The 24,465-nt window shown below is 71.9% G+C and carries 20 protein-coding genes and 1 pseudogene; 7 read left to right on the top strand and 14 right to left on the bottom strand.

The window, feature by feature from the left end:
* Window positions 1-97 precede the first annotated feature (97 nt).
* The 4 genes and pseudogenes from AB0F88_RS35260 to AB0F88_RS35245 form a co-directional block, all read left to right on the top strand.
* A pseudogene (locus tag AB0F88_RS35260) lies at window positions 98-319 on the top strand (DapH/DapD/GlmU-related protein); the annotation flags it as partial.
* A complete protein-coding gene (locus AB0F88_RS35255; protein ID WP_362694427.1) occupies window positions 316-891 on the top strand; it encodes a TetR family transcriptional regulator in 576 nt (191 codons plus the stop codon). The pseudogene AB0F88_RS35260 and the gene AB0F88_RS35255, both read left to right, overlap by 4 nt.
* 31 nt (window positions 892-922) lie before the next feature.
* Window positions 923-1,774, top strand: a complete 852-nt coding sequence (locus tag AB0F88_RS35250; RefSeq protein ID WP_362694424.1) for an MFS transporter — start codon at window positions 923-925, stop codon at window positions 1,772-1,774.
* A 59-nt stretch (window positions 1,775-1,833) separates the two neighbouring features.
* Window positions 1,834-2,598 carry a methyltransferase domain-containing protein gene (locus AB0F88_RS35245; RefSeq protein WP_362694421.1) on the top strand — a complete coding sequence of 255 codons (765 nt, stop codon included), beginning with the start codon at window positions 1,834-1,836 and terminating at the stop codon, window positions 2,596-2,598.
* A gap of 154 nt (window positions 2,599-2,752) precedes the next feature.
* Here the strand turns inward: AB0F88_RS35245 and AB0F88_RS35240 are convergent, their stop codons facing one another.
* From AB0F88_RS35240 to AB0F88_RS35230, 3 genes are all read right to left on the bottom strand, one after another.
* Window positions 2,753-3,316: an NADPH-dependent FMN reductase gene (locus AB0F88_RS35240; RefSeq protein WP_362694418.1), complete on the bottom strand. Its 564-nt coding sequence runs from the start codon at window positions 3,314-3,316 to the stop codon at window positions 2,753-2,755.
* Between the two features lie 254 nt (window positions 3,317-3,570).
* A complete protein-coding gene (locus tag AB0F88_RS35235; protein WP_362694415.1) occupies window positions 3,571-4,257 on the bottom strand; it encodes a nitroreductase in 687 nt (228 codons plus the stop codon).
* Between the two features lie 300 nt (window positions 4,258-4,557).
* On the bottom strand, window positions 4,558-5,043 hold the full coding sequence (locus tag AB0F88_RS35230) for a MarR family transcriptional regulator (RefSeq protein ID WP_362694411.1): 486 nt from the start codon (window positions 5,041-5,043) through the stop codon (window positions 4,558-4,560).
* 249 nt (window positions 5,044-5,292) lie between these two features.
* Between AB0F88_RS35230 and AB0F88_RS35225 the strand changes: the two genes are divergently transcribed.
* Both AB0F88_RS35225 and AB0F88_RS35220 read left to right on the top strand, forming a co-directional pair.
* Window positions 5,293-6,087 carry a trypsin-like serine protease gene (locus tag AB0F88_RS35225; RefSeq protein ID WP_362694408.1) on the top strand — a complete coding sequence of 265 codons (795 nt, stop codon included), beginning with the start codon at window positions 5,293-5,295 and terminating at the stop codon, window positions 6,085-6,087.
* Window positions 6,088-6,196: 109 nt separating this feature from the next.
* On the top strand, window positions 6,197-6,538 hold the full coding sequence (locus tag AB0F88_RS35220) for a VOC family protein (protein ID WP_362694405.1): 342 nt from the start codon (window positions 6,197-6,199) through the stop codon (window positions 6,536-6,538).
* A 24-nt stretch (window positions 6,539-6,562) separates the two neighbouring features.
* On the opposite strand, the gene AB0F88_RS35215 is transcribed toward AB0F88_RS35220, so the two are convergent.
* From AB0F88_RS35215 to AB0F88_RS35165, 11 genes are all read right to left on the bottom strand, one after another.
* Window positions 6,563-10,294, bottom strand: a complete 3,732-nt coding sequence (locus AB0F88_RS35215; RefSeq protein ID WP_362694402.1) for a sarcosine oxidase subunit gamma family protein — start codon at window positions 10,292-10,294, stop codon at window positions 6,563-6,565.
* Window positions 10,295-10,520: 226 nt separating this feature from the next.
* Window positions 10,521-10,799 (bottom strand): sarcosine oxidase subunit delta, encoded by a 279-nt coding sequence (locus tag AB0F88_RS35210; RefSeq protein ID WP_362694399.1) that lies wholly within the window; start codon window positions 10,797-10,799, stop codon window positions 10,521-10,523.
* 13 nt (window positions 10,800-10,812) lie between these two features.
* Window positions 10,813-12,033: a sarcosine oxidase subunit beta family protein gene (locus AB0F88_RS35205; RefSeq protein ID WP_362694396.1), complete on the bottom strand. Its 1,221-nt coding sequence runs from the start codon at window positions 12,031-12,033 to the stop codon at window positions 10,813-10,815.
* Between the two features lie 102 nt (window positions 12,034-12,135).
* The gene (locus AB0F88_RS35200) at window positions 12,136-14,562 is read right to left on the bottom strand and encodes an FAD-dependent oxidoreductase (RefSeq protein WP_362694393.1); all 2,427 of its coding nucleotides are present in this window, start codon (window positions 14,560-14,562) and stop codon (window positions 12,136-12,138) included.
* A gap of 266 nt (window positions 14,563-14,828) precedes the next feature.
* Window positions 14,829-15,176, bottom strand: coding sequence for a hypothetical protein (locus AB0F88_RS35195; protein ID WP_362694390.1), 348 nt, complete (start codon window positions 15,174-15,176; stop codon window positions 14,829-14,831).
* A 613-nt stretch (window positions 15,177-15,789) separates the two neighbouring features.
* Window positions 15,790-16,785 (bottom strand): ABC transporter substrate-binding protein, encoded by a 996-nt coding sequence (locus AB0F88_RS35190; RefSeq protein ID WP_362694387.1) that lies wholly within the window; start codon window positions 16,783-16,785, stop codon window positions 15,790-15,792.
* 68 nt (window positions 16,786-16,853) lie between these two features.
* A complete protein-coding gene (locus tag AB0F88_RS35185) occupies window positions 16,854-18,848 on the bottom strand; it encodes an ABC transporter permease subunit (protein ID WP_362694384.1) in 1,995 nt (664 codons plus the stop codon).
* A complete protein-coding gene (locus AB0F88_RS35180; RefSeq protein ID WP_362694496.1) occupies window positions 18,848-20,008 on the bottom strand; it encodes a glycine betaine/L-proline ABC transporter ATP-binding protein in 1,161 nt (386 codons plus the stop codon). The genes AB0F88_RS35185 and AB0F88_RS35180 overlap by 1 nt, the downstream gene beginning before the upstream one ends.
* A 45-nt stretch (window positions 20,009-20,053) precedes the next feature.
* Window positions 20,054-21,511 (bottom strand): aldehyde dehydrogenase family protein, encoded by a 1,458-nt coding sequence (locus tag AB0F88_RS35175; RefSeq protein WP_362694381.1) that lies wholly within the window; start codon window positions 21,509-21,511, stop codon window positions 20,054-20,056.
* A gap of 86 nt (window positions 21,512-21,597) precedes the next feature.
* Window positions 21,598-22,401, bottom strand: coding sequence for an IclR family transcriptional regulator (locus tag AB0F88_RS35170; RefSeq protein ID WP_362694378.1), 804 nt, complete (start codon window positions 22,399-22,401; stop codon window positions 21,598-21,600).
* A 195-nt stretch (window positions 22,402-22,596) separates the two neighbouring features.
* Window positions 22,597-23,166: a dihydrofolate reductase family protein gene (locus tag AB0F88_RS35165; RefSeq protein WP_362694375.1), complete on the bottom strand. Its 570-nt coding sequence runs from the start codon at window positions 23,164-23,166 to the stop codon at window positions 22,597-22,599.
* Window positions 23,167-23,351: 185 nt separating this feature from the next.
* Here AB0F88_RS35165 and AB0F88_RS35160 point away from each other — a divergent pair, with 185 nt between their 5' ends.
* Window positions 23,352-24,308: an RNA polymerase subunit sigma-70 gene (locus AB0F88_RS35160; protein ID WP_362694372.1), complete on the top strand. Its 957-nt coding sequence runs from the start codon at window positions 23,352-23,354 to the stop codon at window positions 24,306-24,308.
* Window positions 24,309-24,465 lie beyond the last annotated feature (157 nt).

Here is a 24,465-nt window from a genome sequence, read left to right as displayed (position 1 = left end):
GCGGCCAGGATCCGCGACGGCGCGACGTCCACGCCGTCGCGTCCCGTGGATATGTACACACGTACATTCCATATGTACGCTTGTACGCATGACGCCTGATCCCGAGCTTCGCCGGGCGAAGTGGGAGGCGGCCAGGCCGATCACCATCGGCGACAACGTGTGGCTGGGCAGCGGGGCGATCGTCCTGGCCGGGGTCACGATCGGGGAGAACACCGTCGTGGGCGCCGGCGCGGTGGTCACCCGCGACCTTCCGGCGAACGTCGTCGCGGTGGGCGGTCCCGCCCGGGTGATCCGCACGATCGGGCCGGGCACGGCGTGAGCGGCCCCGCTCCCGCGCGATCGCCCGTCCCGCGGCGGCCTCGGCGGCACGACCCCGGGCGGAGGGACCGGCTGATCGACGCCGCGCTCACCGTCATCACCGAGCGAGGTGTCGCCGGGACGACGCACCGGGAGATCGCCCGGGTGGCGGACGTGCCGCTGGGCTCGATGACCTACCACTTCACGTCACTGGAGGAGGTGCTCTCCGAGGCGTTCACCCGGCACGCCGACGCGGTGGCCCGCGTCTTCGACGAGCGCCTGGGCGCCGCCCTGGACCGGGCGGCGGCGGTCGAGGCCGTCATCACGCTGGTGTCGGACGACCTGCTCGGCTCGCAGCACGACCTCGTCCTCACCATGGAGCTGTACGTGGCCGCGGCGCGCAACCCGGCCTTGAGGGCCGTCACCCAGGCCTGGATGGCGCGCAGCCGCCAGGCGCTGGAGCGTCACTTCGACGCCACGACCGCCAGGGAGCTGGACGCGCTCATCGAGGGGCTCGTGCTGCACAGCGTCCTGTCGACCGACCCGATGACGCCCGAGCAGGTCCGCCATGCCGTCCACCGGTACCTGCGCTGACCCTCTCCCCCTCACCCGCACCCATGGAAATGTGATCGGAAAGCCGATGTCCGCCGCCGCCCCTCTCGCCGCGCCCACCCGGCAGGCACGCCTCGCCCGTACCGCCGTCGCGGCGCTGTTCCTCACCAACGGCGCCGTCTTCTTCAACGTCGTCCCGCGCTACCCGCAGATCAAGGCCGACCTCGGTGTCGGCAACGCCGTCTTCGGCATCGCGCTGACCGGATACCCGATCGGCGCGCTGCTGGCCGGGCTGCTCGCCGGCGCCGTCATCCGCCGCTTCCGCTCCGCGCGCGTGGCGGCGTTCGGGATCGTCGCGACCACCGTCGCGACGCTGGTCATCGCCGTCGCGCCGAACTGGATCGCCTTCGGCGGCGTGCTGTTCGTCGTGGGCGCCCTCGACGCGGTGGTCGACGTCGCGCAGAACGCCCACGGCCTGCGGGTCCAGCGGATCTACCGGCGCTCCATCCTCAATTCGCTGCACGGCGTGTGGAGCGTCGGCGCGGTCCTGGGCGGGCTGATGGGCTCGGCCGCCGCCGGCCTCCACCTCCCGCTCGCGCCTCACCTGGCCGTCTCCGCGACGCTGTTCGGCATCGTCGCCGTCGTCGCCTACCGGTTCCTGCTGCCCGGCCCCGAAGACGCCGAGCGCCTCGCGGAGGCCCGGGACCTCGCCGCCGACGGGCACGAGGCGGCCTCGCCCGCCCGCGGAGGCCGCCGCTCGCTCGCCGGCCCGGCCGTGCGGATGCTCGCCGTGCTCGGGGTGCTGGCCGCCTGCGGCGCGCTGGTCGAGGACGCCGGCGCGTCCTGGGGCGCCATCTACCTCAGCGGTGACCTGTACGCCGACGCCGCCACCGCCGGTATGGCCTCGGGTGATTCGTCGTCATGAACCATCCGATGCGGAGTGACGGTGGCCGCGCGGGCTCGGGGCCACGTACGTTCGTCTCCATGGTTGACGCAACTTTCGGGCATCCGCGCCTCGCCGCCATCTACGACCCGCTCGATCCGGACCGCAGCGATCTCGACGCGTATCTCGCGATGGCGGAGGAGTTCGGCGCGCGGTCCGTGCTGGACATCGGGTGCGGTACGGGCGTGTTCGCGCTGCTGCTCGCCGAGCGCGGGATCACGGTCACCGGGATCGATCCCGCGCGGGCGTCCGTCGACGTCGCGCGTGGCAAGCCGGGCGCGGAGCGGGTGCGCTGGCTCGACGGCGACGCGGGGGACCTGCCGCCCATGCAGATCGACCTGGTGACGATGACCGGGAACGTCGCCCAGGCGATCGCCGACCCGCAGGCATGGCGTAGGACGCTGCGCGGCGCGTACGAGGCGCTGCGGCCCGGCGGGCGGCTTGTCTTCGAGACGCGCGATCCGGCGCAGCGCGTGTGGGAGGAGTGGGCGGAGTGGACGCGCGAGACCACATACCGCATGACGGACATTCCGGGCGTCGGCCACGTCGAGACCTGGGCCGAGCTGACGGACGTGAGCCTGCCGCTGGTGAGCTTCCGGGGTACGCACGTGTTCGCTGCGGACGGGGACGTACTCACCTCGGAATCGACACTTCGCTTCCGCGAACGTGCGGAGATCGAGCGGGACCTGCACGAGCACGGCTTCGTCGTCGAGGACGTACGCGACGCACCCGACCGGCCGGGCAGGGAGTTCGTGTTCGTGGCGCGGCGCGATGCCGCGGAGCCCGTCCCTCCCGGGATGCTCTAGGGACCTGTGCACCACGCAGGGGCGGGCAGACGGGACCTTGAAGACACTCCCTGGGCGGGTTCGGGCAGCCGGGCCGCGGAGCCGCACCACCGCGAGACCCGGGCGGCGCGTATCCGCTCGCCCCGTGATGGTGAAGGCTCGCTCCCAAGGGGGGTTACAGATCCGGGATGTCGTGGTGGCGCCGGATGTGCGCCGTGAAGGCGCGCATGTACCCGGTCAGGAATTCGGCGATGGACGGCACCTGGATGTCGCCCTCGTCGTCGATCAGTCCCTCGGTGAACCGGATGTAGGCCTCGGGCTGCCCCAGCACCGGGCAGTTGGTGAAGGACAGGATGCTCTTGAGGTGCTGCTGCGCGACCGCGGTGGAGATCGGGCCGGGCGAGGCTCCGATGATCGCGGCCGGCTTGCCGTTCAGCGCGTTGGATCCGTAGGGCCGGGTCGCCCAGTCGATGGCGTTCTTCAGCGCGCCCGGGATGGACCGGTTGTACTCCGGGGTGACGAACAGGAGGGCGTCGGAGGCTTTGATCGCGTCCTTGAACTCCTGGGCGACGACGGGGTAGTCCAGGTCGTGGTCGTGGCTGTAGAGGGGCAGCTCGCCGATGGGGATCTCCGTGAGACGCAGTTCCGGCGGCGCGAGACGGCTCAGGGCCAGGGCGAGCGTCCTGTTGATCGACTTCTGGGACAGGCTCCCGACGATGTAACCGACGGTGTAGGTCATTGCGTTTCCTCTCAGGGCGTGAACGTGCCGCCGTCGACGTCGACGGTCCGGCCGGTGATGAGATCGGGGTCGGAAGAGGTGCCTTCAGCGCCTCGTCGCCGGCATCGGCGGCGATGACGGGGTCTCCGTCGCGCGGAGAAGTCCGGCCGGGAGAGCTCCGAAGCCTCCGGCGGCTCCGGTGGTTCTGGTAGCGCCGGTGGCTCTGGTAGCGCTGGTAGCTCTGGCGGCTCCGGTGATGACGACCCGTTCGGTGTTCATGATCCTTCTCCGGTGGGCCAGGCCTCGACGAACGTGACCGTCTCGTCGAGTGGCGCCCGGCCCGTACGGGCGCAACCCACCGTGGCGTCCTCGAACCCGATCGACACGCCGCAGAAGAGGATGAGCCCGTCGGGGGGCGACAGGACCTCCGCGACGGTTTTGCGATACACCGACCACGCCATCTGCGGGCAACTGTGCAGCCCTTCGGCCCGGAGCAGCAGCATGACGGTCTGCAGATACATGCCCGTGTCGGCCCACTGGGGCAGGCCCAGGTCGCGGTCGATGTAGCAGAACAGGGCGGCGGGCGCGCCGAAACAGTCCCAGTTCGCGGCGGCGGCCCGCTGGCGCGCCTCCCAGTCCTCACGCGAGATGTGGAGTTCGCCGTAGCGCTCCTCACCGAAGGCGAACCGGCGCTCGCGGTACGGGGACTTCAGCACGGGCGGGTACATCTCGTACTCCCGCTCATCCCAGGGATCACCCGCGGCCAGGCGCCGACCGGCGCGTTTCTTGAGCTCGGCCAGCGGCCCGCCGGTCAGCACGTAGGCGTGCCACGGCTGGAGGTTCGATCCGGACGGCGACCGGGCCGCGGCGGACAGCACGCGCTCCAGCACCTCCCTCGGGACCTGCCGGTCGGTGAACGCGCGCACCGCCCGCCGGCTTTTGACCGCTTCGTAGACGTCCATGATCATCTGCCCCCATCCGCCCAACGCGACCAGTTTGGTTGCGTTAACGACGGTACTGTTAGCGATGGTATCACTTGATACTGTTTAATGGCTATACAAGCCTCGCGCATCGTGAGGATGACGACTCACATCGTGAGGATGAAGGCCCACACGGGAGCCGACCGGAACACGGCCGCCGTCCACCGGCCCCCGCCCGAGCCGGGGTGGCGCGCAGCGGCGATCGTCGCGGCCCTCGGCGCCGGGTCCTCCGCGAGAGCCGCGCGAGACGAGACGCGCTCGCGCGGCGGGCGACCGGCGCGCCTACTCCTCGCCTCCCGCGGGGTAGGCCAGCCGGGTCAGCAGATCCTTCAGCCGCTCGGGCTCGCCGGGCCCGAGTTCGGCGACCAGACGCTCGACCAGCGGCTCCGCCGCCACATGGGCCGCGTCGAAAAGCTCGACGCCCTGAGGCGTGATCTCCACCGCCCGCGCCCGCCGGTCCCCCGGAACGGGCTTCCGCACGGCCAGCCCCTTACGCTCAAGGTCGTCCACGATCCGCATGATGCCCGCCTTGTCCGACCCTGTCGCCATGGCCAGGTCCCGCTGCACCGTGGACCCGCGATCGATCAGCACGATCAGCACGGCGAAATGCCGCAACTCGATGCCGAGCGGCCGAAGCGCCTCCGCCATCACCGCGGCCACGCGCCAGTGCGCCTTGCGCAGCAGCAGACCGAGAGCGAAGGGCGAGGTATCCCCGGGGCGGTCGGTCGCACGCGAGGCGGTGGTTCCGCGAGGAACGTCGGTGGTCATGAAGGCATGCTACCGGCCACCTTTTCATTTGAAACGGTATCGTTTGAGATTAAATACGGCTCGGCGGCGAGTTCCACCCCCGCCGCCTCGATCAGCGGCCCGCGATGGCATCACACCCCGCCCGGCGGCACACCGTGCCCGGCGGCTCGGCAAACGGCTCGGCAAGCGGCGAGTAGATCTTTCCGCACTCTGTATCAAATGTAACCCTCGGGTGGTTACAGTTCCTGCGTGCGTTTTATCCCCTTTGTCATGATTCCCGTTGCCCTCGCCGCGACCGCCGCGTTCCCGGTCTCCCCCGCCTGGGCCATCACCAACGGATCACCCGACCTGACCGCTCACCCGCAGGTGGGAGCCGTCATCGGCGACAAGCCGAACGATGACGGCACCTGGTCCTACTGCACCGGCACCCTCATCTCGCCGACCGTCTTCCTCACCGCCGCCCACTGCGCGGGAAAGGGGCAGAAGACCGCCCGGGTCTCCTTCTCCAGTCGCTACCGGCACGGGGACAAGATCTACACCGGTCGCTACGTCATCGACTCGCGGTACAAGGACAAGTCCGATCTTCACGACATGGCCGTCGTCATCTTCGACACGGCCGTCCCGGACATCAAGCCCGCCAGACTGCCCGCCGAAGGTCTGCTCGACCGCCTCGAAGCCGCCAACGCCCTGAAAATAACGCGATTCACCCCGGTCGGGTACGGCGCCATGGTCTCGGTCAAGTCCTCGGCCAAGGGCAAGCACGTCTCCGCCAGGGGGAAGCAAAAGGTGCGGCTGACCTACACCGACACCCGCCACCAGACGTCCATCTCCTTCAAGGACCTCACCCGCAGGTGGCTCAAGCTGTCGCTCTCCTCCAAGGGCGACGGCAGCACCTGCTTCGGCGACTCGGGCGGCCCGAACTTCCTGGGAGGACCCACCTCGGACCTGCTCGTGGCCACGACCATCAGCGGGGACGACGACGCGTGCAGGCTGACCAACTACGACTATCGCCTGGACACCCCCCAGGCCCGGTCCTTCCTCAAGAAGTTCGTCACGCTTCCCTGAACGGGTGATCACTCCGGCGGATCCCCGTCCCGGCACGTCCCCGAACGGGTGATCGCCCCGACCGATCCGTGAGACCACGGGAACCGGACGAAGTCCATATGATCACGCTATGGCCCTCGACCTGTACGCGGGAATCCCGGTCACCGACTACACGGTGGCCCTGAAGTGGTACGAACGGCTGCTGGGCTCCCCGCCGACGTTCGTCGCGAGCGAGACCGAGGCCGTGTGGGAGCTCGCGGAACACCGGTCCGTGTTCATCGAGCAGTTGCCCGAGCACGCCGGCCACGCCATGCACACGGTCTTCGTCGACGACCTCGACGCGCTCGTCGCGCAGGTCGCCGAGCGGGGACTCGATCCCGCGAAGCGGGAGACCTACTCCAACGGCGTGCGCAAGGTCACCTACCGCGACCCCGACGGGAACGAGATCGGATTCGGCGGCGCCCCGCTGTGACCGCCCGGGCTCCGGGCGATCACCTCACCTGCCCAGATACTCCTCCGCCGCGTCGAGGAGCCAGGCCACGAGGTAATCCGCGAAGGACGAGCGTACGAGGATGTGGAACCCGCCGTCCTCGCGGGCGGCGATGACGACCTGGGCGCGGGCGAGCATGGTCTGTGCGCAGCGGCCGGGGCCGAACGCGCGGGGGTGCAGGTCGAGGGCGCAGCCGTGGGAGAGCAGGTCGCGCGCCCTCGGGCCGGTCACGAGTAGTACGGTGCGCTGGGCGGAGACGTCGGTGACGGCGGCGTGACCGGTCCCGGCGGCGGCTCGCAGGCGGCCCTCCAGGCCGGTGCCGCCCGCGGGCCCGACGACCAGCCACTCGTCGGGGCCGAGCCACAGCACCCGGGTGTCGTCCGCGGCCGTACCCGACGGTGGCGCATCGGTGCCGGTGCTCGCGAAGGTGCCGGGTTCGGTGGGGAGCGGTACGCCGAGGGCGAGGGCGATGTCGGCCGCTGTGTCGCTCCCGGGCTCCACCCGCAGGTCGATCTGGGTGAGGAAGGGCAGTTCCGCGATGCGGAGGCCCGGGCTCGACACCGGTTCCAGCCGGGTCGGCGGGCTCGGCCGCCCGGACGGCTCCGTTCCCCGCGACTGCGCTCCCCGCGGCTTCGCGCCGGAGAGCCCCGCCCTCCCGGAGAGCTCCGTCGCGGACGGTTCCGTTCCGTGCGGCGGGCCCGTTCTCGTCCCGGCCGGTGGGCCGTCGCGGCGCGCTCCCTCAGGGTCGTAGAGGACGTGGTGGGTGACGGTGACGGGCAGCGGTTCCCCTCCGACGGGTACGTACAACCGCTCGCCGACGCGTTCGCGCCCGCCGCTGACGAGGGCGAGGGCGAAGGTCCTGCCGAGCGCGGCGCTGCGGTAGCTGGAGGTGACGTGGCCGAGCATGGGGACCGGCGGCTCGGGCAGCCGGTCGGCGGCCACCAGGTGGGAGCCCTCGGGCAGCAGGACGTCCGGGTCGAGCGGCAGCAGGCCGACCAGGTGCTTGCGGTCGGGCCTGGCGGTGTCGGCGCGGGCGAAGGAACGTTTCCCGAGGAAGTCGGTCTTCTTCTTGGACACCACCCATTCCATGCCGAGGTCGGCGGGAGTGACCGTGCCGTCGGTGTCCTGGCCCACGATGGGGTAGCCCTTCTCGGCCCGCAGCACGTGCATGGTCTCGGTCCCGTACGGGGTGACCGCGCCGGTCGCCTGGACGGCCTCCCACAGGGCGAGCCCGTCCCAGGCGCTGACGTTGATCTCGTACGCCAGCTCACCGGAGAAGCTGATCCGGCACACCCGCGCGTCGAGGCCCGCCACCCGGGTGTCGCGCCACGTCATGAACGGGAAGCTCGCGTTGTCCACGGCCAGGCCGGGGGCGAGTCCGGCCAGCACCTCTCGGGAACGCGGCCCGGCGAGCGCGACCGTCGCCCACTGCTCGGTGACCGAGGTGCAGTGGACCCGCAGCGAGGGCCACTCGGTCTGCAGCCACTCCTCCATCCAGTCGAGGACGGCGGCGGCGTTGCCGGTGGTGGTGGTCACCAGGAAACGGTCCTCGGCCAGGCGGATCACCGTGCCGTCGTCGAAGACCATGCCGTCGGGGCGGCACATCACGCCGTAGCGGATCGAGCCGACCTTCAGGGTGCTCATCATGTTGGTGTAGAGCCGGTCGAGCAGCTCCGCGGCGTCCGGCCCCTGAATGTCGATCTTGCCGAGCGTGGAGGCGTCCATGGCCCCGGCGGCCTCCCGCACGGCCCGGCACTCGCGCAGGACGGCGGCCTCCATGTCCTCGCCCTCGCGGGGGTAGTACCAGGGCCGCTTCCACTGGCCGACGTTCTCGAACGGCGCTCCGTACGCCGCGTGCCACCCGTGCAGCGCGGTGACCCGGACGGGGTCGTGCAGCGCCCCCCTGTCGCGCCCGGCGAGGGTCGCGAAGGAGACCGGCACATAGGGCGCGCGGAAGGTGGTGGTGCCGAGCTCCGAGACGTCCACGCCGAGGGCGTGGGCGACGACGCCGCCGGTGAGCACGCCGGAGGTCTTGCCCTGGTCGTGCCCGGTCCCGGCGGTGGTGTAGCGCTTGACGTGCTCGACCGAGCGGAGCCCGGCCCCGGTGGCGCGCATCACGTCGGCGACGGTGACGTCGCGCTGCAGGTCGACGAAGTGGGTCCGGTAGTCGTCGGCGGGAACGAGCCACACGTGCTCGGCGGGGGTGGTCCCGGAAGGCTCTCCGCCGGGCGAGGCCGTTCCCGGCTCCCGCGCTTCCCCGGCTTGCGGGATCTCCGTGTCCGGTGACGCCTCCCCTGCCCGCGGAGTTTCCGCGCCCGGTGACGCCTCCCCTGCCCGCGGGGTCTCCCCCGCTTTCCGGACGGACGCGCCGGAGGCGGAAGAGGGCCGGAGACCGGCCGCCTCGACGGCCCGCGTCCCGGCGGCGGCGCCGTCCTCCAGGCAGGCGGCCAGGGTACGGAGCCCTCGGGCGGCCCCGGCGACCTCGACGGCCTGGCGGGTGCTCCCGGGGACGAAGGAGCCGAGCACCTCGTCGTAGCGGAGCGTCCCCCCGGCCTGGCTGAACAGGTGAACGGCGGGGTTCCAGCCGCCAGAGACGAGCAGCAGGTCGGCCTCGATCTCACGCCCGCCGGAAGGAACCGCCCCGAAAGCGTCCGGCCCGGAATGAGCCGCCCCGGAACCGATCACCCCGGAAGGCCCGCCGTCCGCGACGGGCCTCTCCGAGACGGTCACGGAGGTGACGCCGTGCTCGCCGTTCGCGCGGGTGACGAAGTGCCCGGTGAGCACCTCGGCGTCACCCAGGCCACCCGGGTCACCCAGACCGTCCCGCCCCGGGTCGCCGGCGGCGCGCGTGTCCACGACGGCGGCGATCTCGACGCCCGCGGCGGCCAGGTCGCGGGCCGCGGCGTAGGCGCCGTCCCCGGTGGTGAACACCACCGCGCGGCGGCCGGGCAGGACCCCGTACCGGTTCACGTACGCGCGTGCCGAGCCGGCGAGCATGACGCCCGGCAGGTCGTTGCCCGCGAAGGCGATCGAGCGCTCGTGCGCGCCCGTGGCGAGGACGACGCGGCGGGCCCGGATGCGCCAGACACGCTCGCGGGAGGAGGCGTCCTCTCCCCTGCGCTCCACGGCGACCAGGTAGTTGTCGTCGTAGTGGCCGAACACGCTGGTACGGGTGAGCACCCGCGTCTCCGGGTGGCTCTCCAGCGCGGCCAGCGCGGTGGCGGCCCACGCCGTGCCCGGGACGCCGTCGACGCTCTCGCCGGTGTCGGGCAGGCTGCCGCCGGGCGAGGGCCGGTCGTCGGCGAGGATCACCCGGGCGCCCGACCCGGCCGCCACGGTCGCCGCCGCCAGACCCGCCGGGCCCGCGCCGACCACCAGGACGTCGCAGTGCGCGTACACGCCGTCGTAGCGCGCCGGGTCGGGCCCGGCGGCGAGCCTGCCCCTGCCCGGCAGGCCGGTGGCCACCAGCCCCGCGTACAGCTCGACGACGGTGGCCTGGAGCATCGGCTCGGGGAAGGGGTGCTCGATCTGGACGACGGCGTTGGGCTCCTCGGTCCAGGCGGCGAAGATCCCGCGGGGGCGGCCCAGCGCGACGCTCGTCGCGACCGTGCGGACACCGTTGGCGAGCAGCGCGGCGGCGAGCGTGTCGCCCCGGTACCCCTCGTAGTCGCGGCCGTCGAACCGGAAAGGCAGCACCTCCCCGCGACGGCCCGCCCGGCGGAACGGCTGCCCGCTCACCGGCGCACCGTTCCCTCACCGGCGGCCGGAACGCCTGCCCGGCGCACCGTTCGCTCACCGATGGCCGGAACACCTGCCCGGCGCACCGTTCGCTCACCGATGGCCGGAACACCTGCCCGGCGCACCGTTCCCTCACCGATGGCCGGAACGCCCGCGCCGCCGGTGGCCCGGACGTTCGCCTCGCCCGGGAGCGGCGGGTGGTCCGCCGCGCCGGTCGCCAGGCGGTTCACGCGCCCACCGGCCTTGGCTCGCCCGCGCGGTAGACGGCGTGGAACTCGTTGGTGGCGGTGTCGCGGACCGCGTTGAACCAGCGGCGGCATCCGGCCGCGTGCTGCCAGCGCTCGGCGAACGGCCCCTTCGGGTTGTCGCGGAAGAACAGATACCGGGCCCACTCCTCGTCGGAGAGCGCGGCGGGGTCGCCGGGGTAGGCGACGTGGGCCTGCCCGCCGTAGTGGAACTCGGCCTCGTCCCGTGGACCGCACCACGGACAGGGGATCAGCAGCATCGGTCGGGCTCCTTCAGTGGGCCACCGCGGCGGCGCCGTGCTCGTCCACGAGCGCGCCGGTGGTGAATCGTTCGAGGGTGAAGGCGGCGTTGAGGGGGTGCGGCTCGCCGTGGGCGATGGTGTGCGCGTAGCACCATCCGACGCCCGGGGTGGCCTTGAAGCCGCCGGTCCCCCAGCCGCAGTTGACGTACAGACGGTCGACGGGGGTGAGCCCGACGACGGGCGAGGCGTCGGGGGTGACGTCGACCACCCCGCCCCAGGTACGCAGCACGTGGGCCCGCGCGAAGACGGGGAACAGCTCCAGCGCCGCCGCCATCTGCCGCTCGATGATGTGGAACGCGCCGCGCTGCCGGTAGGAGTTGTACGCGTCGATGCCCGCCCCCATGACCAGCTCGCCCTTGTGGGCCTGGCTGACGTAGACGTGCACGGCGTTGGACATGACCACCGTGGGGTGTACGGGCTCCAGCAGCTCCGAGACCAGGGCCTGCAGCGGATGGCTCTGCACCGGCAGCTCCACCCCCGCCATCCGGCCGACGACCGAGGAGTGCCCGGCCGCGCACATCGCGACCCTGCCCGCGGCGATGCGGCCCCTGGTGGTGCGTACGGCCTGCACCCGCCCGTCCACGACGTCGACGCCGGTGACCTCGCAGTGCTCGATCAGGTCGACGCCCATCGCCGCGGCGGCGCGGGCGAACCCCCAGGCCACGTAGTCGTGCTTGGCGATTCCCGCGCGCGGCTGGTAGGTGGCGCCAAGGACCGGGTAGCGGGCGTCGGGCGAGATATTGACGATCGGGCAGACCTCTTTCACCTCCTCGGGGCCGAGCCATTCGGCGTCGACGCCGTTGAGGCGGTTGGCGTTGACCCGGCGAACGCTCTCCCTGACGTCCTGCAGGCTGTGCGCGAGGTTGAGCACGCCGCGCTGGCTGAACAGGATCGGGTAGCCGAGGTCCTCCTCCAGCCCCTCCCACAGCTTGAGCGAGTGCTCGTAGATGCCCGCGCTCTCGTCCCACAGGTAGTTGGACCGGATGATGGTGGTGTTGCGGGCCATGTTGCCACCCGCCAGCCAGCCCTTCTCCAGCACGGCCACGTTGGTGATCCCGTGGTTCTTGGCCAGGTAGTAGGCGGTGGCCAGGCCGTGGCCCCCGCCGCCGACGATCACCACGTCGTAGGAGGCCTTCGGCTCGGGACTGCTCCACAGCCGATCGGGGTGCTCGGGCAGCGCCTCGGTGCTCATCGTCGTCCCCTCTCGATCCCGCCGGCGAACTCCGGGGTCGCGACCGTCGCGGGTCCCGGCATCACGGGGCGCATCGGCGTCTCCTTCCGTCCTGTCGGCCCGCTAGCCACGCAGGCGCTCCATCGCCGGGTCGTACAGCGGCTCCTCCGCGACGACGGCGGCCACCCGCCGGTCGAAGTAGCCGATGTGCAGTTCCCTGCCCGGCACGGACAGCCCGGCGGGCAGCCAGGCGTAGGCGATGCCCTTGCCTATCGTGTAGCCGTAGGCGGCGCTGGTGACGTATCCGACGGGTGACGCGCCGTCGTACACCGGCTCCTTGCCCATGACCACGGCGGCGGGGTCGTCGACGGTGAGACAGGTCAGCCTGCGCCGGGGGGCCGCGCCGCGCTCGGCCAGGGCCGCGCGGCCGATGAAGTCGCCCCTGTCCGCCTTGCGCACGGCGAACCCGAGGCCCGCCTCGTACGGGTCGTGCTCGTAGGTCATGTCGGTGCCGAAGGACCGGTAGCCCTTCTCCAGCCGCAGGCTGTTGAAGGCGCCGCGGCCTCCCGCGATGATCCCGTGCTCCTGTCCCGCCTCCCAGAGGGTGTCCCACAGCTTCGCGCCCATGTCGGCCGTCGTGTAGAGCTCCCAGCCCAGCTCCCCGATGTAGGAGAGCCGCAGCGCGGTGACGGGCACGGTGCCGACGTACGCGCGGGCGCCGCGGAAGTAGCGGAAACCGCCCGGCCCGAAGCCGGGACCGGCGAGCGGGGCCACGACCTCGCGGGCCCGGGGGCCCCAGACGCCGACGCAGCAGGTTCCCGGCGTGATGTCGGTGACGGTGACCGACCCGTCGGCGGGCAGGTGGCGGTGCAGCCAGTCGAGGTCGAGGTTGCCGTTGGCGCCGACCTGGAACAGGTCGCGCCCCAGCCGGGCCACCGTGATGTCGCTGCGGACGCCGCCGTCGTGGTCGAGCAGCAGGCAGTACGTGACCGAGCCGACGGACTTGTCGACGTCTCCGGTGGAGACCCGCTGGAGGAAGGCGGCGGCCCCCCGGCCCGCGACCTCGATCCGCTTGAGCGCGCTCATGTCGTACAGGGCCACGGTCTCGCGCGAGGCCTGGGCCTCGGCGCCGACGATCGGCGACCAGTGGCGGGCGGCCCAGTCGTTGGGACGGGGGATGTCGCGGCCGTCGAGCAGGGGCGCGTTGGCGCCGTACCACTGGGGACGCTCCCAGCCGGTGGCCTCCAGGAAGTACGCGTCCAGCTCGCGCTGGCGGGCGTGGAAGGGGCTGGTGCGCAGCGGGCGCAGGTTCTCGGCCGGTTGGAGCGGGTGGATGATGTCGTAGACCTCGACGAAGTTCTGGCAGTCGCGGGTGCGGACGTACTCGGGGGCGAGCTGGTGGGCCTCGAACCGGTTGACGTCGCACTCGTGCAGGTCGAAGGACGAGCAGTGGCCGTCGGCCAGCCACTCGGCCATCGCGCGGCCCACCCCCGCCGAGTGGGTAACCCACACGGCCTCGGCCACCCAGAAGCCCCGCACGTCGCGCGACGGCCCGAGCAGCGGCATGTTGTCGGTGGTGAAGGAGAACAGGCCGTTGATCCCCGGTTCGAGCCCGGCCTCCCCGGTGGCGGGCAGCAGCGCCTTCGTCTCGGCCCAGGCGGGGGCGAAGTCGTCGCCGGTGAACGGCAGCACCGAGGGCATCACCTCGGCGTCGGCGATCGGGAGGATCTCCTCGGCGGTGATCGGCATCGGGCGGTGGCCGTAGTAGCCGATGCCGAGCCGGTCGAACCGCTCCCGGTAGTACAGGTCGGCGTCCTGGTGGCGCAGGATCGGCCGGACGGCCTCCTCGGCCTGCCCGGCGAGCGCGGGGACCGGGCCGGTCCAGGCGAGCTGGTGGGCGAGGGGGGTGAGCGGCAGTGCCATGCCGACCATGGCCGCGATCTTGGGGCCCCAGATCCCGGCGCAGCAGACGACGAGGTCGGCCGGGATCTCGCCCCGGTCGGTGACGACGGCCGCGACCCGGTCGTCCTCGACGCGGATGTCCAGCACCTCGTGCCGGTCGAGGACGCGGACGCCCCGCTCCCGGGCGCGCGCCAGCTGGACCTCGACGGCGCGCACGGCCTTCGCCAGGCCGTCGGTGGGGACGAACAGTCCTCCGAGCACCCTGCCCCGATCGAGCAGGGAGTGGCGCTTCACGCACTCCTCGGGGGTGAGCAGGCGCGCCTCGATCCCCCAGGAGGTCGCCCAGCCGTGGCGGCGGTGCAGCTCGGCGAGCCGCTCGGGCGTGGTGGCCACCTCCAGGCCGCCCACCTGGAGGAAGCAGCCGAGGTCGACGAGCTTCTCGACGGTGTAGCGGGCCAGCTCCGCCATGGTCTTGGACGGGTTGGTCTGGAACACCAGGCCCGGCGCGTGGGAGGACGACCCCCCGGTGGCGGGCACGGCGCCCTGGTCGACGACGGTGATGTCATCCCGGCCCCTGGCCGAGAGCTCGTCGGCCAGGGCCGCCCCGACGACCCCGGCTCCGATGATCACGACGCGTCGGCCCGTCATACCCACCTCCGTCGTTGCGCAGTCCGAAACGAAGTGCGCTTCCCGCAACAGATTGTCCTCCCGTAGACAACACTGTCAAGGACGGGCCGACGGCCGTTCGCGGAGGGACGGCCGGTGGTCAGTCCACCGTGCCTGGCAGACGGGCCGGGCCGGCCCTGCTGTCGGCGGCGCCACCAGGCCCGGGCCCGGATCAGCCGTTACCGGCGACAAGCCACTCAAGAGACATGATCGGAATTTACGGCCACGCTCGTCATGGATGGGATGGTTCAACGCATGAGGTCACCGTCGGTGACCCGATGCCGACCGACGTCCGACGTGTGGCGGGACGCCTCGTACAGGCGGGCACGGAGGGTGGCGCAGCGGGCAAGAACCAGGTCACGGTTCTTGGCGTTCTTCACCCAGGCGGGAAGCCGGCTGGCCAGGCTCGCGTTGCGGTTGGGTTCGCGCTCACGGATGAACGCGCGGACATATCGCTCCAGGAAATCCAGATGCTCGGCGTCATAGGCCCACAGCACGTGATTTCCGCACGGCGTCTGCAGCCACAGATCGAGTCCGGCGTAGCAGGTCGCGTCCGACCGGCTCTCGGGCCACCAGCGCGAGGGGAGGCTGGTCACCGTCCGGCAGCCGGGACATCTCACCGGCATCGACGACGGTGGCGGGCCACTCGATCGTGAGCCGCGGCGGTGGACGTCACGGCCGCAGCCGCCACATCGTCCGCCGGCGTGAACCGCGATCCGGCCCGACCAGCCGCCTCCGGGCGCCTCTTTGGCGTATCCACAGGACAGGCAGGTCACACGACCGCCACTGACCACGGCGCAATCCGCACAGCGCGGGCAGCGCACCAGGACCCGGGTCGTACGCAGGTACTGCCGGGGGTCGCCGCGATCGGAGAACCGGCGGGGGTCCGCGCTCATGTCCCCACGATGCCATGACACGTCGCGACAGACGACCCGGTTTGTCAGCGTCTGATCTTCGCGTTCGCAGTGTCAGGCGGCGACAGGGATGGGCAACCACTGGCGGGACCGCGGCTGCCGTCATCGTCCACGGCTGGATTACCAGACAAAACGCGTCGCCCTGTCACGGGAGACGGAGACGACGGACCGGATCCTCACATGACGGGAACCGTGGTCACCCGGAACCGAAGCGAGGGTGCCCTCCCTTGCGGGTGGCACCCTCACCGGGACGACAGGATCCGAACCCGCGCCCCCTCGACTCCCGGGCGGGCGCTCAGGAGGTGGGAAGCCAGGCCTTCACCTTGTCGGGGTTGTCGCCGACCCACTTCTCGGCGGCCTCCTCGGCCGTCATCTTGTCCTCGGAGATGTACTTGGCCACGAGGTTCTGGTCCTCGTTCGTCCAGGTGAAGTTCTTGACCAGGTCGTACGCCGGGCTGCCGGAGTCGGCGAACTTCTTACTCACGATCTTGTCGAGGTCGTAGAGCGGGTAGTCGCAGGCCACCTTCTCGGCGTCGGCGTCGCAGCCCTCGGTGTACTCGGGCAGCTTGACCTTGACGAGCTTGACCTCCGACAGGAACCACTGCGGCTCGTAGAAGTAGCCGAGCATCGGGGTCTTCTGCTTCTCCGCCTGCCGGAAGCCGGTGATGAGCGCCGCCTCGCTGCCCGCGTAGACGACCTTGTAGTCCAGCTTCAGGTTCTTCACCAGGGCCGCGTCGTTGGTCACGAAGGACGGGTCGCCGTCGAGCAGCTGCCCCTTGCCCCCCGACTCGGAGGTCTTGAACAGGTCGGCGTACTTGTTGAGGTTCTTCCAGTCGGTGATGTCGGGGTACTTCTCGGCCATCCACGGCGGCACGTACCAGCCGATGACGCCCTTGTTGCCCGTCGGGCCCGCCGAGACGGCGACCTTCTGGTCCTCGATGTACTTCTTCTTCAGGTCGTCGTGGGCCCAGTTCTCCACGATGGCGTCGACCTCGCCGGTGGCGAAGCCCTGCCAGGCGACCTCCTCCTTGAGGTCCTTCTTCGTGACCGAGCAGCCGAGGTCCTTCTCGGCCACGTGGGCGATGACCGCCGCGGTCGCCTCGTACCCGACCCACGGGTTGATGGCGATGTTGACCGCACCGCAGGCCTTCTTGCCGTCCGCGCCCGAGGCCGCCGGGGCGGCCCCGCCGTCGCTCTCGCCGACCTTCGCCCCGCCGCACGCGGAGACGAGGAGGCCGGTCGCGACCAGGAGCGCCACCGCCCGCGGTCGCCCGATCCTCGAAACTGTCACCAGGTCCTCCTGTATTGGGGTTTCGTGTGCCGTGTTCGGTTCCGCCGCTCCGTGCCTCGCCCTGCCGTTCAATGGGCGCCGTGCGTCTCGGCGTCGGCCCGCCGCGCCGCCGTCCGGGTGATGCGCTCCAGCATGATCCCGAGGACGACGATCGCCACGCCCGCGGCGAGTCCCTTGCCCCGCAGTTGCAGCTGGGAGAAGCCGGCCACCACGTCGTAGCCGAGCGCGCCCGCGCCGACCAGGCCGCCGACGACGACCATGGCGAGCACGTAGATGAGCCCCTGGCTCGCGGCGAGGGTGAGCGCGCTGCGCGCCATCGGCAGCTGCACCTTGGTGATGAGCTGCCAGGTGCTGGACCCGGCGGCCGTGGCGGCCTCCACCGCGCTCGGCGCCACGCCGCGGATGCCGTCCGCGGTGAGCTTGACCGCCACCGGGGCCGCGTAGACGACCGCGGCGATGATCGCGGTGATCCGGGTGGCGCCGAACAGGCCGAGGATCGGCACCAGGTAGACGAACGGCGGCATGGTCTGCCCGGCGTCGAGGACGGGCCGCACCAGCTGGTCGACGCGGTCGCTGCGCCCCATCCAGACGCCGAGCACCACCCCGAGGATCATCACCAGGACGGTGGCCACCAGCGTCGAGGCGAGCGTCACCATGCTGTCCTGCCACAGGCCGAGCGCGACGAGCAGGGCGACGCACACCGCGGTGACGAGCACGACCCTGACGTTCGCCAGGATCGCGGCGAACGCGACGAGCACCGCGCCGACCAGCCACCACGGCGAGCCGGTGAGCAGCGCCTCGAACGGGTTGAGCAGGCCGTAGGAGACGGCGTTCCTGAACGCGCCGGTGTAGACGGCGAGGTTGTCCTGCGCCCACAGGGTGGCCGCGTCGACCCCCTGGCGGACGTAGCGCCCCACGTTCGCCTCGCTCGGGAACTCCGCGGCCCACACGTAGACGTGGGAGAGGTAGACCAGCACGCCGGTGACCGCGAGGACCGCGCCGATCTCCGCGCGGCGGCGGCCGGGTCCGCGCGAACGTCCGGCCCGGTGCCGGGCCTCGACACGGCGCCCCGCGGCGGAGGTCACCCGGTCGAGCACGATGGCCATCACGACGATGGCCAGGCCCGCGTTGAAGGCGCTGCCGACGTCGAGGGTCTCCAGCGCCTTGACGACGGTCTTGCCCAGGCCGGGGGCGTCGATCAGCGCGGCGATGGTGACCATGCACAGCGCGGCCATGATGGTCTGGTTGACGCCGACGATGATGGTCCGCTTGGCCAGCGGGAGCCGTACCTTCCGCAGCGACTGCCAGGCGGTCGAGCCGAGGGAGGTGCTCGCCTCCAGGATCGCGGGCCGCACCTCGCGGATGCCGTGCGCGGTGATGCGGATCGCGGGCGGGACGGCGTAGATGACGGTCGCCACGGTGGCGCTCGCCGGGCCGATGAGGAAGAACAGGGTGAGCGGCGCGAGGTAGACGAACGTCGGCATCGTCTGCATGAAGTCGAGCAGCGGGGTGACCAGGCGGTTGAACCGGTCGTTCACCCCGGCCCAGACGCCGAGCGGGATGCCGATCAGCAGCGAGAGCACGACGGCGGCCAGGGTGAGGGCGAGGGTGTCCATGCTCTCCTGCCACAGCCCCAGCAGGCCGAAGGAGGCGAAGCCGGCGGCGGTCAGCAGGGCGACCCGCAGGTTGCCCCACAGCAGAGCGACCGCCGTGGCGACGGCGACCACGCCCAGCCAGCCGACGACCGGCAGCGGCCTCCCGAAGGACGGCTGGCTGATCAGCGCCTGGACGAAGGTGACGGACTCGTCGAGGAAGAGCCGGATGTAGTTGACGAAGTACAGGAAGAACGGGTTCTCGTTCCTGCTGTTGTCGATGACCTCACTGGCCTCGTTGATCCGTACGTGCAGCGGGGTCAGTTCCGCGCCGCCGAGCTGGAAGGTGTCGCGGCCCTGGACGAACACCCAGATCAGCACCCACGCCGCGACGACGGCGGCGAGCAGGTAGCGGCGGGGCCAGGCGGGCAGGCGCCGCAGGCCACCGGCCGGGGTGGCCTGGGTGGCCATCACCCCTGCTCCCCGGACCTGCCGGACCCGGCTGACCCGGCTGACCCGGCTGACCCGTCGGGCTCGCCCGGGTCGCCGGAGGTCCCCTCCGGAGACGGCTCGGCGAGCACGCCGAGGACCTCCTCCGCGGTGATGACTCCCAGCAGCTCGCCGCCCTCGACGACCTTCACCGGGCGCGTCGCGCGCAGGACCGTGTGCACGACGTCGCGGACGACGACGTCCGGCCCGGCCTCGGGACCGTCCAGCGGCTCGTCGGGCCGGGGCGGGCGCATGATCCAGCGGGTGGTGAGCACGTTCGCGCGGGGCACGTCGCTGACGAACTCGCGCACGTAGTCGTCCACCGGCGCCCCGACGACCTCGTCCGGCGTGCCCATCTGGACGAGCTCGCCGTCGCGCATGATGAGGATGCGGTCACCGAGCTTCAGCGCCTCGCTCAGGTCGTGCGTGATGAAGATCATCGTCTTGCCGACCTCGCGGTGCAGGCGGATGACCTCGTTCTGCATGTCCCGCCTGATCAGCGGGTCGAGCGCGGAGAAGGGCTCGTCGAAGAAGAGCACGTCGGGGTCCACCGCGAGGGCCCTGGCCAGCCCGACGCGCTGCTGCATGCCGCCGGACAGCTGGTCGGGGTAGGAGTTCTCCGAACCGGAGAGGCCGACGAGCTCGACCATCTCCCTGGCCCGCTCGTAGCGGGCCTCCTTCCGCATGCCGCGGATCTCCAGCCCGTAGGCCACGTTGTCCAGGACCCGCCGGTGCGGCAGCAGCCCGAAGTTCTGGAAGACCATGGCGAAGCGGTGCCGGCGCAGCTCGCGCAGCCGCCTGTCGCCCGCCTTGCGGATGTCCTCGCCGTCGAACAGGACCTCTCCGGCCGTCGGCTCGACGAGCCGCGTCAGGCAGCGTACGAGGGTGGACTTGCCGGAGCCGGACAGGCCCATGACGACGAAGACCTCCTGGGGCCGCACGGTGAAGGAGACGTCGCGGACGGCGGTCACGCAGCCCGTCCTCGCCCTCAGCTCGCTCCGCGAGAGCTCCGCGAGCGGGGTCCCGACGACCCGGTCGGGGCGCGGGCCGAAGACCTTCCAGAGACCTCGCACGTCGAGGACGGCCCGGTCCTCGTTCCGCGCGGCGGCTCCGGGCCGCGCCTGCTGGGCCGGTGATGTCATGGTCATGACCACCTCACGGGTCGTCTGGGGACGGGGGGTCGTCCGTCAGCTGCGGAACCACCGCTGCGGGCGGGGGCGGACGTTCTGCCACACGTGCTTGGTCTCCCGGTACTCGGCCAGGCCGGCCGGGCCCAGCTCGCGGCCGATGCCCGACTGCTTGAAACCGCCCCACTCCGCCTGCGGGACGTAGGGGTGGTAGTCGTTGATCCATACGGTGCCGTGCCGCAGCCGCCCGGCGACCCGCTGGGCCTTCCCCGCGTCCTGCGTCCACACCGCCCCGGCCAGGCCGTAGTCGGTGTCGTTGCCGAGGCGGACCGCCTCGTCCTCGTCGCCGAAGCGCTCGACGGTGAGGACGGGGCCGAAGGACTCCTCGCGGACCACCCGCATGCCCCGGTGGCACTCGTCGAGGACGGTCGGCGGGTAAAAGTGGCCCGCGCCGGGGAGTCTCTCCCCGCCGCAGCGCAGCACCGCGCCCTCCGCGACGCCGGACGCGACGTACGCCTCGACCCTGGCCAGGTGCGCGGCGGAGATGAGCGGGCCGGTCTCGGCCTCGGGGTCGAAGGGGCCGCCGAGGCGGATGCGGGCGGCGCGGCGGACGAGCTCGTCGACGAAGGCGTCGTGCAGGGAGTCCTCGACCAGCAGGCGGGCGCCGGCCGAGCAGACCTGCCCGGAGTGGAGGAACACGGCGGTGAGGGCGAAGTCGAGGGCGGTCTCGACGTCGGCGTCGGCGAAGACGATGTTGGGGTTCTTGCCGCCGAGTTCCAGCGCGACCCGCTTCACCGTCGCCGCCGCCGCCGCCATGATCGTACGGCCGGTCGCCAGGCCGCCGGTGAACGACACCATGTCCACGTCGGGGTGCTCGGCCAGCGGGGCGCCGACCTCGGCGCCCGCCCCGAGGACGAGGTTGCCGACGCCCGGGGGCAGCCCGGCCTCCTGCAGCAGGCGCATGAACAGGATCGCGGTGGAGGGGGTGAGCTCGCTGGGCTTCAGGACGAAGGTGTTCCCCGCGACCAGCGCGGGGGCGACCTTCCAGGAGGCTTGCAGCAGCGGGTAGTTCCACGGGGTGATGAGGCCGCAGACCCCGATCGGTTCGTGGACGACGCGGCTGATCGCGTCGTCGCGGCCGGTGTCGATCACGCGGCCCGCGTCGGTCCCGGCGATGCCGCCGAAGTAGCGCAGGCAGGCCACCACGTCGGCGACGTCGTACTCGCTCTCGGCGAGCCGCTTGCCGGTGTCGAGAGATTCGGCCCTGGACACGTCCTTGACGTCCCGTTCGAGCAGGTCGGCCACTCTCAGCAGCAGCGCGCCGCGCTCGCGCTCGGGGGTGGACGCCCAGCTGCCCTCGTCGAACGCCGCGCGGGCCTCGGCGATCGCGATCTCGGTGTCGGCCCGGGTGGCCTCCGACACGGTCGCCACGAGACCGCCGTCGGCCGGTGAGCGGATCTCGCGGTGGCCGCCCGCGACGGGATCCCTCCAGGTGCCACCGAGGTAGAGATCTGACACGAGCGGCCGTCCTTCCGGTTACCGCATGATCCGTTGCGTATGACGCATCAGAATGCTTAACGAGGAACAGAATCGACCCTGGTCGTTCATGCAGTCAAGGCTTTGCCGCCTTCAATAGCGTGCCAGCCCAATCGTGAGGAGACCTCGCCCGCCGCGGCCATCACCTGCTCGGCCACCTCGGGGAGCCGCTCGGGGGGAAGCCTGAAGGTCGGCCCGGACACGCTCATCGAGGCGACGACCGTACCCTCGACGTTGAAGATCGGCGCCGCCACCGCGGTCAGGCCGATCTCCAGCTCGTCGGCGGCGGTGGCGTACCCGCGCCTCCTGACGGTGTCGAGCTCCTCGCGCAGCAGCCCGGCGTCGGTGACGGTCAGGTCGGTGAACGGGCGCAGCGGCCCGGTGGCCAGCTGCTCGAACCGCTCCCTCGGGGCGTGGGCCAGCAGCACCTTGCCGTTGGACGTCGCGTGCAGCGCCACCCGCCGCCCCGCCCAGTTGTAGGCCTGCAGGGCCGAGGGACCCGCCATCTGGTCGACGTACAGGGCCTCGTCGCGATCGAGGATGGCCACGTTGACGGTCTCGCCGACCGCCGCCGCGAGCCGCTCGCCGGTGGCGCGGCTCTCGCGGACGACGTCGAGCCTGACGGTCGCGGCGCCCGCGAGCCGGACGATTCCCACTCCCAGCCGGTACTTTCCCCGGTCGGCGGTCTGCTCGACGAGCTCGTGCAGCTCCAGCGTCATGACGAGGCGGAACGCCGTGGAGCGGTGGACCCCCAGCTCCGCGGCGATCTCGCTGACGCCCAGGTCGCCGTGCCGGGCGAGCAGCCGCAGGACGGACAGCGCGCGGTCGACGGACTGCACCGCAGCGCCATCTCTCTCCAGCTCGTTGCTCATGACACAACTTTAGGCGGGTTACGCACGAGGCCCGCCTCCCGGACGCCCCTTGACGCCGCCGTACCCCGTCGCGCCTCCCGGACGCTCCCTGACGCCGCCGTACCCCTGTCGCAACCGGACGGACGCTCCTTGACGCCGCCGTGCCCCGGCGCGACCGGCCGGTCGCCGACGGCGTACCCGGGCCCGGCCGGCGCGCTAGTTCAGGACCCGGTATCGCAGGTGAGTGGCGTGGCGGGACTCGATCACCTCGGCCCGCTCCAGCCGGATCGGACCGCCGAGGTCCTCGAACAGCCGGGTCCCGCCGTTCAGGATCACCGGGGCGACGTGCAGGAACAGCTCGTCGACCAGCCCGGCCGCCAGCGCCTGCCGGATGATGCCGGCGCCGCCCATGATGTGCACCCGCCTGTCCCCGGCGGCCGCGATCGCCTGCTCGACGGCGTGTTTGACGCCCCCGGTGACGAACGTGAACGTGGTCTCGCCCTTCACGACCACCTCGTGCGGGCGGTGGGTGACCACGAACACCGGCAACCGGTAGAACCCGCCCTCGGCCTCCCAGCCCCCGGTCTCGTCGTAGACCTTCCGGCTGGTGACGACCGCCCCGGCGATCTGGCGCTCCTCCCCGATGGCGAGATCCATGCTCCGGTTCTCGTCGATCCAGGCGTGGAGGATGTCGCCGCCCTCGCCCAGCCCGGGGTACCGGTCGAGGTTCGGGCCGGTGACGAAGCCGTCCAGCGACATCGAGATGTTCGCCTCCACAAGTGTCATCGTCCTGCTTCCTTCCGTCGTCGCGTGTCCTCCGTGAGGCCGTTCCCCCGTACAGACGTGCGGGCCGGCGAAACTCATCGCTCGCTCGCCGGCCCGCCACTCCCACCGCACGCGAGCACGCGCGCACGCGCGCATCCGGCCGCGCCAGAATGGGCGGGTCCCGGGACCCGGACAGGAGGAGCACCGTGAGCGGCGACGAGCCGGACTTCGACGATCTCACCCGCCGCCACCGGCGCGAGCTGCACGTGTACTGCTACCGGATGCTCGGCTCGTTCGACGAGGCCGAGGATCATGTCCAGGAGGTGTTCCTGCGGGCCTGGCGCTCGCGCGGGAGCTTCGAGGGACGGTCGGGCGCGCGCACCTGGCTGTACCGGATCGCGACCAACGCCTGCCTGGACACGCTGCGCCGCGACGCCCGCCGGGCGACCGGGGCGCCGCCGGGCGCCGGACCCTCCGTCGCGACCATGCCGTGGCTGCAGCCCTATCCGGACGCCCTGCTGGACGAGCCGGCCGCCGACCAGCCCGGCCCGGAGGCGGCGGCGGTGAGCAGGGAGACGATGTCGCTGGCGTTCCTGGCCGCGATCCAGGTGCTGCCGCCCCGGCAGCGGGCGGTGCTGATCCTGCGCGACGTGCTGGCCTGGCCCGCCGGCGAGGTCGCCGCCCTCATCGAGACGACCGTGCCGGCGGTCAACAGCGCCCTGCAACGCGCCCACGCCACGCTGCACCGGCGCTGGCCCGGCGGGCGGCTGGACTGGGCCCCGGCCGCCGAACCCGACGCGGACCAGAGCAGGTTGCTCCAGCGCTACATCGCCGCCCACGAGCAGGCCGACCCGGAGGCGTTGGTCGCGGTGCTGCACGAGGACGTCCGGCTGTCCATCTCCCCCGCCGGGCAGTGGACGGGCCGCGAGCAGACCGCCCGCGCCCTGCGGGCCGGCATGAACGCCCTCGGCCGCTGGCGGCTGCTGCCGATCGCCGCCAACGGCCGGCCCGGCGCGGCCGGCTACCTGTGCCGGCCCGGCGACGAGGCGTTCCACCCGTTCGTCCTCACCGTGCTCCACATCGAGCACGGCCGGCTGACCGACATCGCCGCCTTCGAACAACCGTCGATGTTCCCGGCGTTCGGCCTGCCCGCCCGCCTGTGACCCGGGTCCGCGCGGATTCGACACGGCCGGACCGTCACCGGCTCGCCGCCCCCGGACGGCCGTACGCCGCGCATCGGGAAACCGAGTGGAAAACGGCTGGGAAACGGAACGCCCCGTGTGGCAGGGTCGGCCGTCATGCACCTCCATGACGCCGTCG

Source organism: Streptosporangium sp. NPDC023963 (assembly GCF_040639135.1).
Taxonomy (GTDB): Bacteria; Actinomycetota; Actinomycetes; order Streptosporangiales; family Streptosporangiaceae; genus Streptosporangium.
The sequence above is the reverse complement of the archived record's forward strand: the minus strand, read 5'-3'. Positions and strand labels throughout refer to the sequence as shown.